We start from the raw sequence: 14,325 nt of genomic DNA, 5'->3' as shown, positions 1-14,325 counted from the left end.
CAGCCTGGTGCGAATTGCCATGCTGCCGATCAGGCCCGGCGCCAGCTGGTACCCTCGCGGGAATCATCGAGGATGATGCCTTTTTCCAGCAGCTCATCCCGGATGCGGTCGGCTTCAGCAAAGTTTTTCGCCTTACGGGCATCGGCCCTGGCCTGAATCATGGCCTCGATGTCGGCCGCACTCAGCTCGCCGGTATCCGCCTGGAAAAAGGCATCCGGTGATTGCTGCAAAAGCCCGAGAATGCCACCCAGGCGCACCAGCACAGCGGCACTGCGATGGGCCTGCTCGGTATCGCCGTCACGACGGAACTGGTTGATTTCATTCGCCACCTGGTGCAGCACAGCGATAGCGCCAGCGGTGTTGAAATCGTCGTCCATGGCTTCGGCAAATTGCCGGTCAAACTCGGTTTCCGGCACGGCACCTTCCTTGGCCGGGGTAATCCCACGCAGAGCATGGTAAAGACGGCTAAGGGTGCGACCGGCTTCCTCCAGATTGTCCTCTGAGTAATCCACCTGACTGCGATAATGGCTGGACACCAGGAAGTAGCGCACCACCTCGGCCGGGTATTTCTCCAGGATTTCGCGGATGGTGAAGAAGTTGCCGAGGGATTTGGACATCTTCTCTTTGTTCACCCGAATGGCCCCGGCGTGCATCCAGGTGTGCACGAACTTGTGGCCGGTGGCACATTCGGACTGGGCAATCTCGTTTTCGTGGTGCGGGAACATCAGGTCCGGCCCGCCGCCGTGAATGTCAAAGGTGTCACCCAGGCACTTGGTGGACATGGCGGAACACTCGATGTGCCAGCCAGGACGCCCCTCCCCCCAGGGTGAATCCCAACTGACCTCACCCGGTTTGGCGGCTTTCCAGAGGGCGAAGTCCGCCGGGCTGCGCTTGGCTTCCTGCACATCGACCCGGGCGCCGGCCAGCAGGTCATCCAGCTTTTTCTTGCTGAGCTTGCCGTAATCCGGGAAAGACTCCACGGCAAAATAGACATCACCGTTGGCCGCCTCATAAGCGTGGCCCGAGGCAATCAGCCGGTGAATCATGGCGATAATATCGTCAATGTAGGCGGTGGCCCGTGGCTCTTCATCAGGCGACAAAACACCAAGCCTGGCTTCGTCCTCGTGCATGGCCCTGATCATGCGCCCGGTCAGATCACTGTACACTTCACCGTTTTCTTCGGCGCGGGCCAGGATCTTGTCATCAATATCGGTGATGTTGCGCACATAGTGCACATCGTAACCCCGATGGCGCAGGTAACGGGTAATCACATCGAAGGCCACCAGCACCCGGGCATGGCCCAGGTGGCAGTAGTCGTACACGGTCATGCCGCACACGTACATGCGCACCCTGCGCGGCTCCATCGGTTTGAATTCTTCTTTCTGGCGCGTGAGCGTGTTGTAGATGCGCATTACTTGCCTCCCTTGCCCCAGGAATCGCGCAGGGTCACGGTACGGTTGAACACCGGCTTGCCGGCTTTTTCGGTTTTGACCGGATCGCAGAAGAAATAACCTTCACGCTCGAACTGATATGGCAGGTCGGTGCGTGGCTCGGCCAGGCTTTGCTCGACACGGGCACCTTCCAGAACCACCAGGGATTCGGGATTGAGGTGATCCATGAAATCGCCTTCCTTGTCGCTGTCTGGTGACTCGTGGTTGAACAGCCGGTCATACACGTTAATGTCCGCCTCCACGCTGTCGGCCGCCGACACCCAGTGAATCACGCCGTTGGGCTTGTAGCCCTCGGGGTTCACACCCAGGGTGTCCGGATCGTACTCACACTTGAGCTCGACAATCTCGCCGCTGTCATCACGAACAATCTCACGGCAGGTCATCACATAACCACCACGCAGGCGCACCGCCTGATCCGGCGCCAGACGCTTCCATTTGCGCGGCGGCTCTTCGGCGAAGTCCTCCCTGTCAATGTACAGCTCGCGACTCCAGGGCACTTCCCGCTGGCCCATGTCCGGGTTTTGCGGGTGTACCGGCAGGCTCAGGGTTTCGGTCTGGCCTTCGGGATAGTTGGTGAGGGTCACTTTCAGTGGCCGCATCACACACATGGCGCGCGGGGCGCGGGTGTTCAGATCTTCGCGAATGGCGTGTTCCAGCATGCCCACGTCGACCGTGCCGCCGGCCTTGTTCACGCCAATCATGTCGCAGAAGTTGCGAATGGATTCGGGCGTGTAGCCACGATGACGCATGCCCGAGATGGTGGGCATGCGCGGATCGTTCCAGCCTTCCACCACGCCCTCGTCCACCAGGCGCTTGAGTTTACGCTTGGAGGTGATGGTGTAGTTCAGGTTCAGCCGGGCGAATTCAATCTGGCGCGGATGGCAGGGCACGGAAATGTTGTCCAGCACCCAGTCGTACAGCGGGCGGTGGTCTTCAAACTCCAGCGTGCACAGGGAATGGGTAATGCCTTCCAGTGCGTCGGAAATCGGGTGGGTGAAGTCATACATCGGATAGATGCACCACTTGTCGCCGGTCTGGTGGTGATCGGCGTAGCGAATGCGGTAAAGAATCGGGTCACGCAGGTTGATGTTGGGCGAGGCCATGTCAATCTTTGCCCGGAGCACCAGCTCGCCATTCTGGTATTTACCAGCGCGCATGTCACGGAACAGTTGCAGGTTTTCTTCCACCGGGCGGTCCCGGTAGGGGCTGTTTTTACCCGGCTCTTTCAGGGTACCCCGGTATTCGGCCATTTCATCAGCGCCCAGGGCGCACACGTAGGCCTTGCCGTTTTCGATCAGCTCTTCGGCAAACGCATACAACTGGTCAAAGTAATCGGAGGCGTAGCACACCTCGCCGGCCCATTCGTAGCCCAGCCACTCAACGTCCTGCTTGATGGCGTTGATGTACTCCAGGCTCTCTTTCTCCGGATTGGTGTCGTCAAAGCGCAGGTTACATTCGCCACCAAAGGTTTCGGCGATACCGAAATTCAGGCAAATGGACTTGGCGTGACCAATATGCAGGTAGCCGTTCGGCTCCGGCGGGAAACGGGTGACCACCTTGCCGGCGTGCTCACCCTTGGCAATGGCGTCTTCGATCAGGCTCTGGATAAAGTTATGGGCTTTCTTCGACTCGGCGCTCATACAATCTCTGTCAACAGGGAATGGATCAAGGGAGCTTATCCGGAGGCTCCGTGAAACCATCCATTATACTCACAAAATGGCGCCAGACTCATGCATCACCAGAAACTCTTCAGTACAATGGCGGCCTTCATCCAAATAACAGGCACTCACACCACAGGAACCCCTGATGATTCTGCTGCAAACCAATCTCGGTGATATCAAACTGGAACTCGATTACGACAAGGCCCCGGAAACCGCGAAAAACTTCGAACAGTACGTTCGTGACGGCTTCTATGACGGTCTGATCTTCCACCGCGTGATCAGCAACTTCATGGTCCAGGGCGGCGGTTTTGAGCCAGGCATGCAACCGCGCAAGACCCGCGAGCCTATCCAGAACGAAGCCGACAACGGCTTGAGCAACAAGGCCGGCACCATTGCCATGGCCCGCACCATGGACCCGCACTCGGCCACTGCCCAGTTCTTCATTAATGTTGAAGACAACGGTTTTCTCGATCACACCGCGAAAAACGCAGAAGGCTGGGGCTATTGCGTATTCGGCAAGGTGGTTGAAGGCATGGATACCGTGAACAAGATCCGCGCCACCCGCACCACCATGAACGCCGGCCACCAGGATGTCCCGCAGAATGACATCGTGATCGAAAAAGCCGAGGTTCTGGAGGACGCGTGAGCACGCTGTTTATCTCGGATTTGCACCTGGAAGAAACGCGCCCGGACATCACCGGCGCGTTTCTGCGCTTTCTGGACGAAAAAACGCCGGGCACCGAGCGCCTGTACATACTGGGTGATTTCTTTGAAGCCTGGATTGGCGACGACGAGCGCACGCCGCTGCAGGAGCAGGTCGCCTCGGCGCTGAAAGCCGTCTGTGACCGTGGCACGGAGATATTCCTGATGCACGGCAACCGGGATTTCCTCATTGGAGAGGATTACTGTCAGCGCGCCGGCGCCACCCTGCTGGATGATCCGACGGTGATTGATCTATACGGCACGCCCACCCTGCTGATGCACGGCGACAGCCTGTGCACCGCCGATGAGGAGTACCAGAAGTTCCGAGCCAACATGCGCAATCCACAAATGCAGAAAATGATGCTGGCCCGGCCGCTGGAAGACCGCCAGAAGATGGCCCGCCAACTGCGGGACATGTCCATGGCAAAAAACCAAGGCAAGGCGGAAGCCATCATGGATGTGACACCGGAAGAAGTGGTGCGGGAGATGGAAGCCCACGGCGTTCAGCGGATGATTCACGGCCACACCCACCGCCCCGCCATCCATGACCTGACGGCCAATGGCCAGCCGGCCAAACGGATTGTTCTCGGTGATTGGGACGAAAACATCTGGTGGCTGACGGCAGAGCCCGGCAAAGAGCCGGAACTGCACAAGCAGCCGCTGTAAGCCCGGCGCTTACAGCAAAGGCGCCTGGGGAGGCTCGCGGTAGGTCTCCAGGCGCACCAGCCAGCCTTGCAACCAGCGCTCCCGTTCAACCGGATTGTCGGCATTCTCCGCCCGGCTGGTCAGCACCCGGCCGGCAGCATCCCGAAAGGCGTCCAGCACCGCCTGCTCCGGCTCTGGCTCCATGGCGAGCAGTACCTGCAGCAAGCCCCATCCTTGCCCCTGGTAACGCTCCGAAGGCTCCAGCCCCTCACCCTTGAAGTTCACATAATCCATCAGCGCGTAGGTGCCACCCGGGGTTTCAGCAAGGGCCTCGAGGTAGCCGGCCACACGTTCGCGCTCCGCAGCCGGGGCCGCTTCCAGCACCTTTCCAAGGGACGCACTGGCCCGCTGGAAAATAAAGCGTACCTGTTGGCCTCGGGTACTGGAAAGAAAGTCCCGCAACGCCTGCACCTGCCCGCCACTCTCTTTTTCAATAAAGGCAGCGCGGTTCGGCCAGGGTGCTTCAAAGGGCTCCAGCTCGGTCAGCCAACCGGGCACCTGGGTACCATTGTCGACCATGAAATCAATCAGGGCGGGAAAGCTCTCCTGGTATGGCTCATCCACACCCTCCGGGTACCAGATGAAATGCCCGATACCCAGTGAGGGAAAGGCTTCGTTTTCGTTCCAGTGCACCAGACAGCGGAAGCGCCCGGCGCATTCGTTCAGGTAAATCTGGGTTCCCACCCAGCGCAGCTGTTCCGCGGTCAGCGACAGCTCAATGGCAGGCCCGGCGGGAGGGCGAGGTTCGTCCACCCCGGTTTCTGCCGGCTTCCCGGTGGACTCAGGCTGCTCCTGGCGGGACTCATCCGCGCCGGACTCTGGACCAGGTGTTTGTCCGTCGCGAGAGTCCACCACAACGACATCGGGCGCGTCCTGCTTGAACGCGCCCGAACCACACCCCGCCAGAAACAGCGGAACAATCAATAATCCTGACAGCAATAATCGCGGCAAAGCGGTTGTCCTTACTGTTCCACGAAGGCCCTCTCGATCACATAGTGGCCCAGATCACCACCACGGGCTTCCTTGAAGCCCATGTTGTTCAAGATAGAGCAGGTATCTTTCAGCATGCTCGGACTACCGCAGATCATGAAACGATCCTGTTCGATATCAAAATCCGGCATGCCCAGATCGCGGGTAATCTTACCGGATTTCATGGCATCGGTCAGCCGGCCTTCATTACGAAACGGCTCGCGGGTGACCGTCGGGTAATAATGCAGCTTGCCTTCAACCATCTCGCCGAAGTATTCATTTTTAGGTAACGCTTCGATTTCTTCCTGATAGGCCAGCTCGGAGACGTAACGCACGCCGTGCGTCAGGATGACCTTGTCATAGGTTTCGTACACTTCCGGGTCTTTGATAATGCTCATGAACGGCGCCAGACCGGTGCCGGTACTGATGAGCCACAGATTACGACCCGGCAACAGATGATCCATGACCAGGGTGCCGGTGGGCTTCTTGCTGAGCAGAATCTCGTCGCCCGGCTGAATTTTCTGCAGGCGGGACGTCAGCGGACCATCCGGCACCTTGATGGAGAAGAACTCCAACTCTTCCTCGTAGTTGGCGCTGGCAATACTGTAGGCGCGCATCAGCGGCTTGCCGTCCGTCTCCAGACCGATCATCACGAAATGCCCATTCTTGAACCGGAAGCCTGGGTCGCGGCTGGTCTTGAAGCTGAACAGGGTGTCGTTCCAGTGATGCACGCTTGTTACGGTTTCTGTAATCAGGTTGCTCATACTGACCTCATCCGAAAGAACGGAAATTGCAAAAAGTGAATATCAATTGCGTTAAGTATAACCTGAAGCTAACCTATCGATGAAATGGGATATCCCCATAACCTTATTCGAGAGAATCGATTTTAAAGGCCCGCTCATGAGATTCAGTTTTCGCCAACTCGAAGTTTTTCTGGCCGCCGCCCGCTTCCAGAACATCACCCGCGCCTCGGAATACCTGGCCATGTCCCAGTCCGCCGCCAGCAGCGCCCTGAAGGAGCTCGAGAACCAGTTCGATATCCAGCTGTTTGACCGCGTTGGCAAACGCCTGCAATTGAACGAACTGGGGCGCCTGTACCGCCCGAAAGCGGAAGCCCTGCTGGCGCAGGCGCAGGAGCTGGAACAGACCCTGAGCCGGCATTCCGAGGTTGGGGCCCTGAAAGTCGGCGCCACTTTAACCATTGGTAACTATCTGGCCGTGGGCGTGATGGCCCAATACATGAATACCCCTACCCGCCCGAAGGTGGCACTGGAAGTGGCCAATACCCACAGCATTGCCAACCGGGTAAGAGCATTTGAACTTGACATCGGCATGATTGAAGGTGAGCTGCAATCCTCCGAGCTGGAGGTGATCCCCTGGCGCCATGACCGCCTGGTACCGTTCTGTGCGCCGGAACACCCCCTGGCCCGGCGAAAGCAGTTGACCGACGACGACCTGCGCCGCGCCACCTGGATCATGCGGGAACAGGGTTCCGGCACACGCCAGAGTTTTGAGCGCGGCATGCAGGGTCTGCTTCCGGATCTCAATATCCTGCTGGAACTGGAACACACCGAAGCCATCAAGCGTGCCGTGGAGACCAACCTCGGCATCGGTTGCCTGTCGGAAGTGGTACTGGCGGACGCATTCAAACGGGGGAGCCTGGTTCCCCTGCCGCTGCCGGAACACCGCACTTTTGAGCGCCAGTTCTATTTCATCCTGCACAAACAGAAATACCGCAGTGCCGGCATTGACCGCTGGATGGAGCTGTGCCGCGCTCTTTAACGTGTCAACCTTGTTTCAGACATAAAAAAACGCCAGCCCGGAGGCTGGCGTTTTTGTCAGAGCTTACTCAAGAAGCGCTTCAGGCAACGTTCGCCTCAGCTGCTTTCTTGGTGTACTCCTCCATCTGGTCGAAGTTGAGATACTTGTAGATCTCTTTCGACATGCTGTTCAGGTCCTTGGCGTACTCCATGTACTCCGCCGGAGACGGCAGTTTACCCAGTACCGCACCCACGGCCGCCAGTTCCGCGGAGGTCAGGTACACATTGGCACCATCGCCCAGACGGTTCGGGAAGTTACGGGTGGAGGTAGACAGCACAGTCGACTTCGGAGCTACCCGCGCCTGGTTACCCATGCACAGTGAACAGCCCGGCATCTCGGTGCGCACACCGGCAGTGCCGTAGGTGTTGAAGTAGCCTTCTTCCATCAGCTGCTCCTGGTCCATCTTGGTCGGCGGAGACATCCACAGACGGGTGCTCAGGGCGCCCTTGTGTTGCTCCAGCAGCTTACCAGCGGCACGGAAGTGACCGATGTTGGTCATGCAGGAGCCGATGAACACTTCGTCCACCTTGTCGCCAGCCACTTCGGACAGGAACTTGGCGTCGTCCGGGTCGTTCGGGCAGCACACGATCGGCTCCTTGATGTCGGCCAGATCGATTTCAACCACGTGGGAGTACTCGGCGTCTTTGTCAGCACGCATGAGCTTCGGATCTTTCAGCCACTCTTCCATCTTCTGGGCACGACGCTCCAGAGTACGCGGATCGCCGTAACCTTCGGCAATCATCCAGCGCAGCATGGTGATGTTGGAACGCAGGTACTCGGCAACCGACTCTTCGGACAGGTTGATGGTACAACCAGCGGCGGAACGCTCGGCGGAGGCGTCAGACAGTTCGAACGCCTGCTCAACGGTCAGGTGCTCCAGACCTTCGATTTCCAGGATGCGACCGGAGAATTCGTTGATCTTGCCCTTCTTCTCAACGGTCAGCATGCCCTGCTTGATGCCGTACAGCGGAATGGCGTGTACCAGGTCACGCAGGGTGATACCCGGCTGCATTTCGCCTTTGAAGCGAACCAGCACGGATTCCGGCATGTCCAGCGGCATAACGCCAGCGGCAGCGGCGAAGGCTACCAGGCCAGAACCGGCCGGGAAGGAAATGCCCATCGGGAAACGGGTGTGGGAGTCACCACCGGTACCCACGGTGTCCGGCAGCAGCATGCGGTTCAGCCAGGAGTGGATGATACCGTCGCCCGGACGCAGGGAAACACCGCCACGGTTGCGGATGAAGTCCGGCATGGTGTGCTGCATTTCAACGTCAACCGGCTTCGGATAAGCGGCGGTGTGACAGAATGACTGCATCACCAGGTCCGCCTGGAAGCCCAGACACGCCAGATCTTTCAGCTCGTCACGGGTCATCGGACCAGTGGTGTCCTGGGAACCAACGGTGGTCATCTCCGGCTCGCAGTAGGTGCCCGGACGAACGCCCTGGCCTTCTTCCAGACCGCAGGCCTTGCCAACCATCTTCTGCGCCAGGGTGAAGCCCTTGGTACCGGCTTCCGGATCGCTCGGAAGGCGGAAGATATCGGTAGCGCCCAGACCCAGTGCTTCACGGGCCTTGTTGGTCAGACCACGACCGATGATCAGCGGGATACGACCGCCGGCCTGAACTTCGTCCAGGATCACGTCGGACTTCAGGGAGAACTCGGAGATGGTCTCGCCGGCTTCGTTCAGGATCTTGCCTTCGTACGGGCGGATTTCGATTACGTCGCCCATGTTCATGTTGTCAACCGGTGCCTCGAATACCAGGGCGCCGGCGTCTTCCATGGTGTTGAAGAAGATCGGGGCAACCTTGTTACCGATACACACACCGCCGGCACGCTTGTTCGGCACGCCTGGGATGTCTTCACCGAAGAACCACAGAACAGAGTTGGTGGCGGACTTACGGGAAGAACCGGTACCTACCACGTCACCCACGAAGGCAACCGGCAGGCCCTTGGATTTGATTTCGTCGATCTGGCTCATCGGGCCAGTGACACCCGGCTCTTCCGGCTTCAGGCCGTCGCGTTCCATTTTATAGGCGGCGCGGGCGTGCAGCGGGATGTCCGGACGGGACCAGGCATCCGGAGCCGGAGACAGGTCGTCAGTGTTGGTTTCGCCGGTTACCTTGAAAACCACCATCTTGGTGCTTTCCGGAACCTTCTTCTTGCTGGTGAACCACTCGGCGTTGGCCCAGGACTCGATCACTTCCTTGGCCACGGCATTGCCCGCGTCCATCTTTTCCTTCACGTCGTTGAAGGCATCGAACATCAGCAGGGTGTGCTTCAGTTCTTCACCGGCCAGCTTGGCCAGCTCGCTGTCATCCAGCAGATCAACCAGAGTCTCGATGTTGTAACCGCCCTGCATCATGCCCAGCAGTTGCACGGCTTTCTCTTTGCTGATCAGCGGAGAAGAGGCTTCGCCCTTAACGATGGCAGACAGGAAGGCGGCTTTTACGTAAGCGGCTTCGTCTACCCCCGGCGGAACACGGTTTTCCAGCAGGTAAACCAGGGTTTCTTCTTCACCGGCAGGCGGGTTTTTCAGCAGTTCTACCAGACCGGCAACCTGCTCAGGATTCAGCGGCTTCGGGGGAATACCCAGAGCTTCACGTTCGGCAACGTGTTCACGATAGGCTTCTAACACGATATGGACCCTCATCAGTTGGAATGTCCCGCGTTATAGGCATCAGCCTGCGGGAAGTTTTTGGCGGTAAAGGCCGCGGGAGCCTCTGAATAACACCTCAAACCAACCACTGATTTCAGGATTTATTCAGAGACTCCCATTAACTGGCGCTGCATTCTATAGGAAAACCCGTATAAAGTTAAGTTGGACAGAGGTCGGAGTAAGATGTTAGCTGCGATATACTCGCAAGCTTTACCATTTAACCGGGTTAGAACCATGACCGACGCCCTGCAAGAGATTCACGATTTCCTGCCCTGCCGAACACCTCAGGCCTGGATCGAAAACGCCCTGGCAAACCAGGATCTTCTGCTGATCGATCACGCTCACTGTGAAAAGAAAGCTGCCTCCACGGCACTCAGCCTGATGTACCGGTATCTGGACAACGTGGACCTGCTGAACAAGATGTCACGCCTGGCCCGGGAAGAACTGCGCCACTTTGAGCAGGTGCTGGCGATCATGCAAAAACGCGGCGTGGAGTACATTCACCTGTCCCCCGCCCGTTATGCCGCCGGCCTGCGGGCGGAAGTCCGGGGCGAGGACCCCGGGCGGCTGGTGGACGTCCTGATTGTCGGCGCCATTATCGAGGCCCGTTCCTGCGAACGCTTCGCGGCACTGGCACCCTATCTGGACGAAAAACTGGCGGATTTCTACAACAGCCTGCTCAAATCCGAAGCCCGCCATTACCAGGATTACCTGAAACTCGCCGAACAGGCCCACGGTGGCCCGGTGGATCAGCGCGTGGCGGAATTCCTGGCGATCGAAAAGGAACTGATCGAAGCGCCGGATACCGAGTTCCGGTTCCACAGTGGGCCTCTAACAAACTGATTTTTTTGCCACGAAATCCACGAAAGAACACGAAAGGTAAAAGAAAAAGACTGGTTAGAGCGAAGCTCTTTTCGTGTGCTTTCGTGGTTTTCGTGGCTAACAATAGAAAAGGGGCTCCATTCGTGAGTATATAGTGAATTTTGTGTACTTCTGTTGGTGAGTGAGTGAATGCCCCATAAGCAAAGGCTTTTGGGGCATTTTTAGTTTTTACACGGTATGTAATTTGGTGTGTAAAAATAGGAGCACTTGCTCCAAGGGCTCTGCCCTCTCGCCGCAAGCGGCGATTCACCCGAGGTATTTCACGACCAGCGATGTGATCCAGTGAGAGCACAGATACAGATAACTTCCTCGGGGATGCTTAAAAGTGAGCAATGGTCGTACCACCATACTCATACTGTAGCTGGAGGATGCCACAATAAATTGGCCGCCCGTAGCTTTGGTCGCAAAGCGAACGTTCAGATTTCGGAATAACGCTTAGGTAACCGGCGCCGGAGCGCCAGCGGAGGGAACCAAAAGCGGCACGCTTTTGGCGTCCGGTTGACCGCCTTGTTACATGGTGATTCGATAGTATCCGCCATACTCTCCATCCTTAGAACCACTGTGCGTGGCCTGCCAACCCAATTTTTGGGCCACTCTCTTGCTGGCCACATTATCGTCCGCGATGAAGACCTGAACGGTATCGAGGTCGAACTCTGTGGATAGCCTTTCAACCGCCAACTCGCAAGCCTTGGCAGCTATCCCGTTTCCCCAAAACTCCGACCTGATGAAATAGCCGAAGTCGAAAACGCCATCTATCTGCTTAATACCGCAGAACCCGATAAATTCATCTTTATCAGCCTCTGCAATAGCAAAGCGAGTTGGGTTAGTGAGAGCACTCTCGAACCAAGAATTCGCCTCATCTTCTGTCAGGGCGCGACCCGGCCCAAGAAATCGCATGACCTCAGGATCTCGAAGCATCGACATAACAGCCGTCTTATCTTTCTGTTGAAGATCCCTCAGCTTCACTGGAATCATAAGGCCGACCTCACCATGTAACGCTTGCAGCATGCGCGCCTGCGGAATGGAGCCAAAGGCGCAATGTAGTAGGCGTCGCCGTGCCTGCATTGGTTAAAACCTACCATCAGGAACCTCCGGGGTTAGCCAGCCGCACCGCAACGTTGCTGTGTTGCGATCCAGTTTCATTCTCATGCTGTGAGCCGAAAAGATTGACCCACTGCCCCTGAACCAACACCAACTCCCCGTTGCCAACACTGCTCCCATTGCTCCCATTGCTCCCATTGCTTGTAGTGTAATTGCCAGCATAGTTGAACTGGAATTGGCCGGACGAGCCCATGATTGGCTTGAGTTCATAACCTATGGACAACTCACTGGAAGAGGCAAAGCCTTTATCCTTGCTCGATACGCTAACCCTTAAAAGTCTCGATTCTTCCAGAAAGCTTGGCAATAAATCAGAGGGTAAGCTATCCGATTGTGTAGCCTGACACTCACAATACCGAACCTCCAACACCAGCGTTTTATTGGCGAGATAGTCTTCAGGAGCCGAGTTGTCGGCAAGAGCAATGCTAGGAATCAAGGATAGAAAGAGCAGATTAACCCGCAGAGTAATTTGTGTTGCGATCCGTTGCATGTGACCTCCTGTATTTACGTTTTAACGCCAGCCAGCATGCGCGGCTACGGAATGAAGGCGAAGCCGCAATGTAGTAGACGTCGCCGTGACTGGCCTTGTTATGCATTTACCATTGGACCAAAACGTCTTGAACTTTCAGTGTCTCCGAGTCGAATCCAATCGCCCAAAACACTTTGATATCACTTTTGCTGTACTTCGCCTTCCACAACGTCAACTTGGACTCATTTCTCGGTAGGCAATCTATAGACTCGATGCTTTCCAACGCACCCATTTCGTTCTCTATATCCCGACACATATCCAGATACATGTCTTCAGTGATCTTCCCATCGTCATTCGGGTCCTTAGGCAGCGCCGACATTTCTTGGAGTTCCCGATAGCTCCTTCCGTCATGTAGCTTGATTAGTCGCTCAGCCAGTTCAGTTTCTCGGTCAGTGATCACGTAACTTGTCCTCCTTGATTGCATAACGCCAGCGCACAACGGCGCCCTTGGAATGGAGGCGCAGCCGCAATGTAAAGGGCGTCCGGCGGCCGCAGGCCGCGAATTGATGCGCCTTGTTAATGCGATGCTGAAACCCCGTTCACGTTGTCCGACGTTGTAATTTCTCGGATCAAAAATTCTTCGAGAGCGGCTGCCTCGAATGGTGTTTCGGTTGGGACGCCCACAATCCATACGTACCGCGGCTGCACCTTCCATTGGTCTTGCTTCAACTGACACGACTTACCTGGACCATATTGGCAATAGGAACTCAACCGAGCGCTCACTGAACTCTTCATTGAAGATTTCCCTATATAGACCACGTGACCGTCAACATCGAGGAACGCATAAATGCCAGCTTTACCATTGCTTGGCCAAGTGTCATTCCAGCGATACTCAGCCCTAAATACGCCACTCTCTTGCTCTGGAAATAGATCGTATAGAGGCCCGGAGCTAAAACTAGCCATCTCAGGATGCCGATAGCGAGAGCAATACTCGTCGACCTTGGCCTTTAGATCCTCCAATGTTCCAATCATAGGCATTCCATTAACGCCGAAGCACAGCGGCGACCTTGGAGTGGCGACGAAGGAGCCACGTAAAGGGCGTCCGGCGGCCATCGGCCGCGAACTGCTGCGCCTGGTTAGTGGCAGGGGTTATGACGTTGCCTTGCTCCCTGGCACTGACCGTGACGGCCTACTCCGTTACTTGCACCAGCTAGCGCCGGTACGGTGTGTTTGAAACCACCGCCAATCTTGCGGTGGATGAACCTGTACTCAAACGTACCAGATCCAGAATAAATTGTCGGCGGACAGCCCCAAAAGGCGAACACCGAATTTCCTACCAACACTGTTGCTGAGTGACGCAACCAAATCAGACGCAGGCTCTGACGGCCTTGGTGCTCACCAGATTAAGCGGGTTTGGCTACCCGGCTCGGCGCCAAGGCCACTGGCACACTGCCACCCAAAAGACCGAAGCCTTTGCCATTAACGCGAAGGTAACCGGCGCCGGAGCGCCAGCGGAGGGGACCAAAAGCGGCACGCTTTTGGCGTCCGGTTGACCGGCTAGTTAGTGGCAGGGTGTTGACGTTGCCTGCTCCCTGGCACTGACCGCGACGGCCTACTCCGTTACCTTGCACCGGCTCACGCCGATACCGTTTGTTTGAAACCACCGCCAAGCCAGCGGCGGATGAACCTGTACTCAAAGGTACCAGATCCTGACTTAAATTTCGGCGGACAGCCCAAAACGACGAACACCGATTTTGCTACCAACGCCGCTGACGATTAAAGCTGCCAAATCGGACGCGGACTCTGCTGGCCTTGGTGCTCACCAGACTAAGCGGGTTTGGCTGCCAAGCCCGGCACCAAGGCCACTGGCACACGGCCACCCAAAAGGCCGGAGCCTTTGCCATTAACGCC

The 14,325-nt window shown here is 57.0% G+C and carries 11 protein-coding genes; 4 read left to right on the top strand and 7 right to left on the bottom strand.

Features of this window, described 5'->3' with window-relative positions:
• Positions 1-29: 29 nt before the first annotated feature.
• Together cysS and BMZ63_RS06360 are read right to left on the bottom strand one after the other, a co-directional pair.
• The gene (gene cysS / locus BMZ63_RS06365; RefSeq protein WP_091703237.1) at positions 30-1,412 is read right to left on the bottom strand and encodes a cysteine--tRNA ligase; all 1,383 of its coding nucleotides are present in this window, start codon (positions 1,410-1,412) and stop codon (positions 30-32) included.
• On the bottom strand, positions 1,412-3,091 hold the full coding sequence (locus tag BMZ63_RS06360) for a glutamine--tRNA ligase/YqeY domain fusion protein (protein WP_091703234.1): 1,680 nt from the start codon (positions 3,089-3,091) through the stop codon (positions 1,412-1,414). The genes cysS and BMZ63_RS06360 overlap by 1 nt, the downstream gene beginning before the upstream one ends.
• Before the next feature lie 166 nt (positions 3,092-3,257).
• On the opposite strand from BMZ63_RS06360, the gene BMZ63_RS06355 reads away from it, so the two are divergent.
• Both BMZ63_RS06355 and lpxH read left to right on the top strand, forming a co-directional pair.
• Positions 3,258-3,758, top strand: coding sequence for a peptidylprolyl isomerase (locus tag BMZ63_RS06355; protein ID WP_091703231.1), 501 nt, complete (start codon positions 3,258-3,260; stop codon positions 3,756-3,758).
• On the top strand, positions 3,755-4,480 hold the full coding sequence (gene lpxH, locus BMZ63_RS06350; RefSeq protein WP_091703228.1) for a UDP-2,3-diacylglucosamine diphosphatase: 726 nt from the start codon (positions 3,755-3,757) through the stop codon (positions 4,478-4,480). Before BMZ63_RS06355 ends, lpxH begins: the two co-directional genes overlap by 4 nt.
• Before the next feature lie 9 nt (positions 4,481-4,489).
• On the opposite strand, the gene BMZ63_RS06345 is transcribed toward lpxH, so the two are convergent.
• Both BMZ63_RS06345 and BMZ63_RS06340 read right to left on the bottom strand, forming a co-directional pair.
• A complete protein-coding gene (locus BMZ63_RS06345) occupies positions 4,490-5,470 on the bottom strand; it encodes a hypothetical protein (protein WP_227663543.1) in 981 nt (326 codons plus the stop codon).
• 11 nt (positions 5,471-5,481) lie between these two features.
• On the bottom strand, positions 5,482-6,252 hold the full coding sequence (locus tag BMZ63_RS06340) for a ferredoxin--NADP reductase (protein WP_091703225.1): 771 nt from the start codon (positions 6,250-6,252) through the stop codon (positions 5,482-5,484).
• 136 nt (positions 6,253-6,388) lie between these two features.
• Between BMZ63_RS06340 and BMZ63_RS06335 the strand changes: the two genes are divergently transcribed.
• Positions 6,389-7,270 (top strand): LysR substrate-binding domain-containing protein, encoded by an 882-nt coding sequence (locus BMZ63_RS06335; protein ID WP_091703222.1) that lies wholly within the window; start codon positions 6,389-6,391, stop codon positions 7,268-7,270.
• Positions 7,271-7,349: 79 nt separating this feature from the next.
• Here the strand turns inward: BMZ63_RS06335 and BMZ63_RS06330 are convergent, their stop codons facing one another.
• Positions 7,350-9,944 carry a bifunctional aconitate hydratase 2/2-methylisocitrate dehydratase gene (locus BMZ63_RS06330; protein ID WP_091703787.1) on the bottom strand — a complete coding sequence of 865 codons (2,595 nt, stop codon included), beginning with the start codon at positions 9,942-9,944 and terminating at the stop codon, positions 7,350-7,352.
• A gap of 255 nt (positions 9,945-10,199) precedes the next feature.
• Here BMZ63_RS06330 and BMZ63_RS06325 point away from each other — a divergent pair, with 255 nt between their 5' ends.
• Positions 10,200-10,808: a MiaE family protein gene (locus BMZ63_RS06325; protein ID WP_091703219.1), complete on the top strand. Its 609-nt coding sequence runs from the start codon at positions 10,200-10,202 to the stop codon at positions 10,806-10,808.
• 549 nt (positions 10,809-11,357) lie between these two features.
• Here the strand turns inward: BMZ63_RS06325 and BMZ63_RS06320 are convergent.
• Together BMZ63_RS06320 and BMZ63_RS06315 are read right to left on the bottom strand one after the other, a co-directional pair.
• Positions 11,358-11,912 carry a GNAT family N-acetyltransferase gene (locus BMZ63_RS06320; protein WP_227663545.1) on the bottom strand — a complete coding sequence of 185 codons (555 nt, stop codon included), beginning with the start codon at positions 11,910-11,912 and terminating at the stop codon, positions 11,358-11,360.
• Positions 11,913-11,928: 16 nt separating this feature from the next.
• On the bottom strand, positions 11,929-12,435 hold the full coding sequence (locus BMZ63_RS06315) for a hypothetical protein (RefSeq protein WP_071547856.1): 507 nt from the start codon (positions 12,433-12,435) through the stop codon (positions 11,929-11,931).
• Between the last annotated feature and the right edge of the window lie 1,890 nt (positions 12,436-14,325).

Source organism: Marinobacter persicus (genome assembly GCF_900114155.1).
GTDB classification, from domain to species: domain Bacteria; phylum Pseudomonadota; class Gammaproteobacteria; order Pseudomonadales; family Oleiphilaceae; genus Marinobacter; species Marinobacter persicus.
Note: the sequence above shows the minus strand (reverse complement) of the source record. Positions and strands in the feature narration are given on the sequence as shown.

Excerpts from the sequence above, each read along its gene's own strand:
- cysS (WP_091703237.1), bottom strand. The coding sequence starts at position 1,412 with ATGCGCATCTACAACACGCTCACGCGCCAGAAAGAAGAATTCAAACCG.
- BMZ63_RS06360 (WP_091703234.1), bottom strand. The coding sequence starts at position 3,091 with ATGAGCGCCGAGTCGAAGAAAGCCCATAACTTTATCCAGAGCCTGATC.
- BMZ63_RS06355 (WP_091703231.1), top strand. The coding sequence starts at position 3,258 with ATGATTCTGCTGCAAACCAATCTCGGTGATATCAAACTGGAACTCGAT.
- BMZ63_RS06340 (WP_091703225.1), bottom strand. The coding sequence starts at position 6,252 with ATGAGCAACCTGATTACAGAAACCGTAACAAGCGTGCATCACTGGAAC.
- BMZ63_RS06335 (WP_091703222.1), top strand. The coding sequence starts at position 6,389 with ATGAGATTCAGTTTTCGCCAACTCGAAGTTTTTCTGGCCGCCGCCCGC.
- BMZ63_RS06325 (WP_091703219.1), top strand. The coding sequence starts at position 10,200 with ATGACCGACGCCCTGCAAGAGATTCACGATTTCCTGCCCTGCCGAACA.
- BMZ63_RS06320 (WP_227663545.1), bottom strand. The coding sequence starts at position 11,912 with ATGCAGGCACGGCGACGCCTACTACATTGCGCCTTTGGCTCCATTCCG.
- BMZ63_RS06315 (WP_071547856.1), bottom strand. The coding sequence starts at position 12,435 with ATGCAACGGATCGCAACACAAATTACTCTGCGGGTTAATCTGCTCTTT.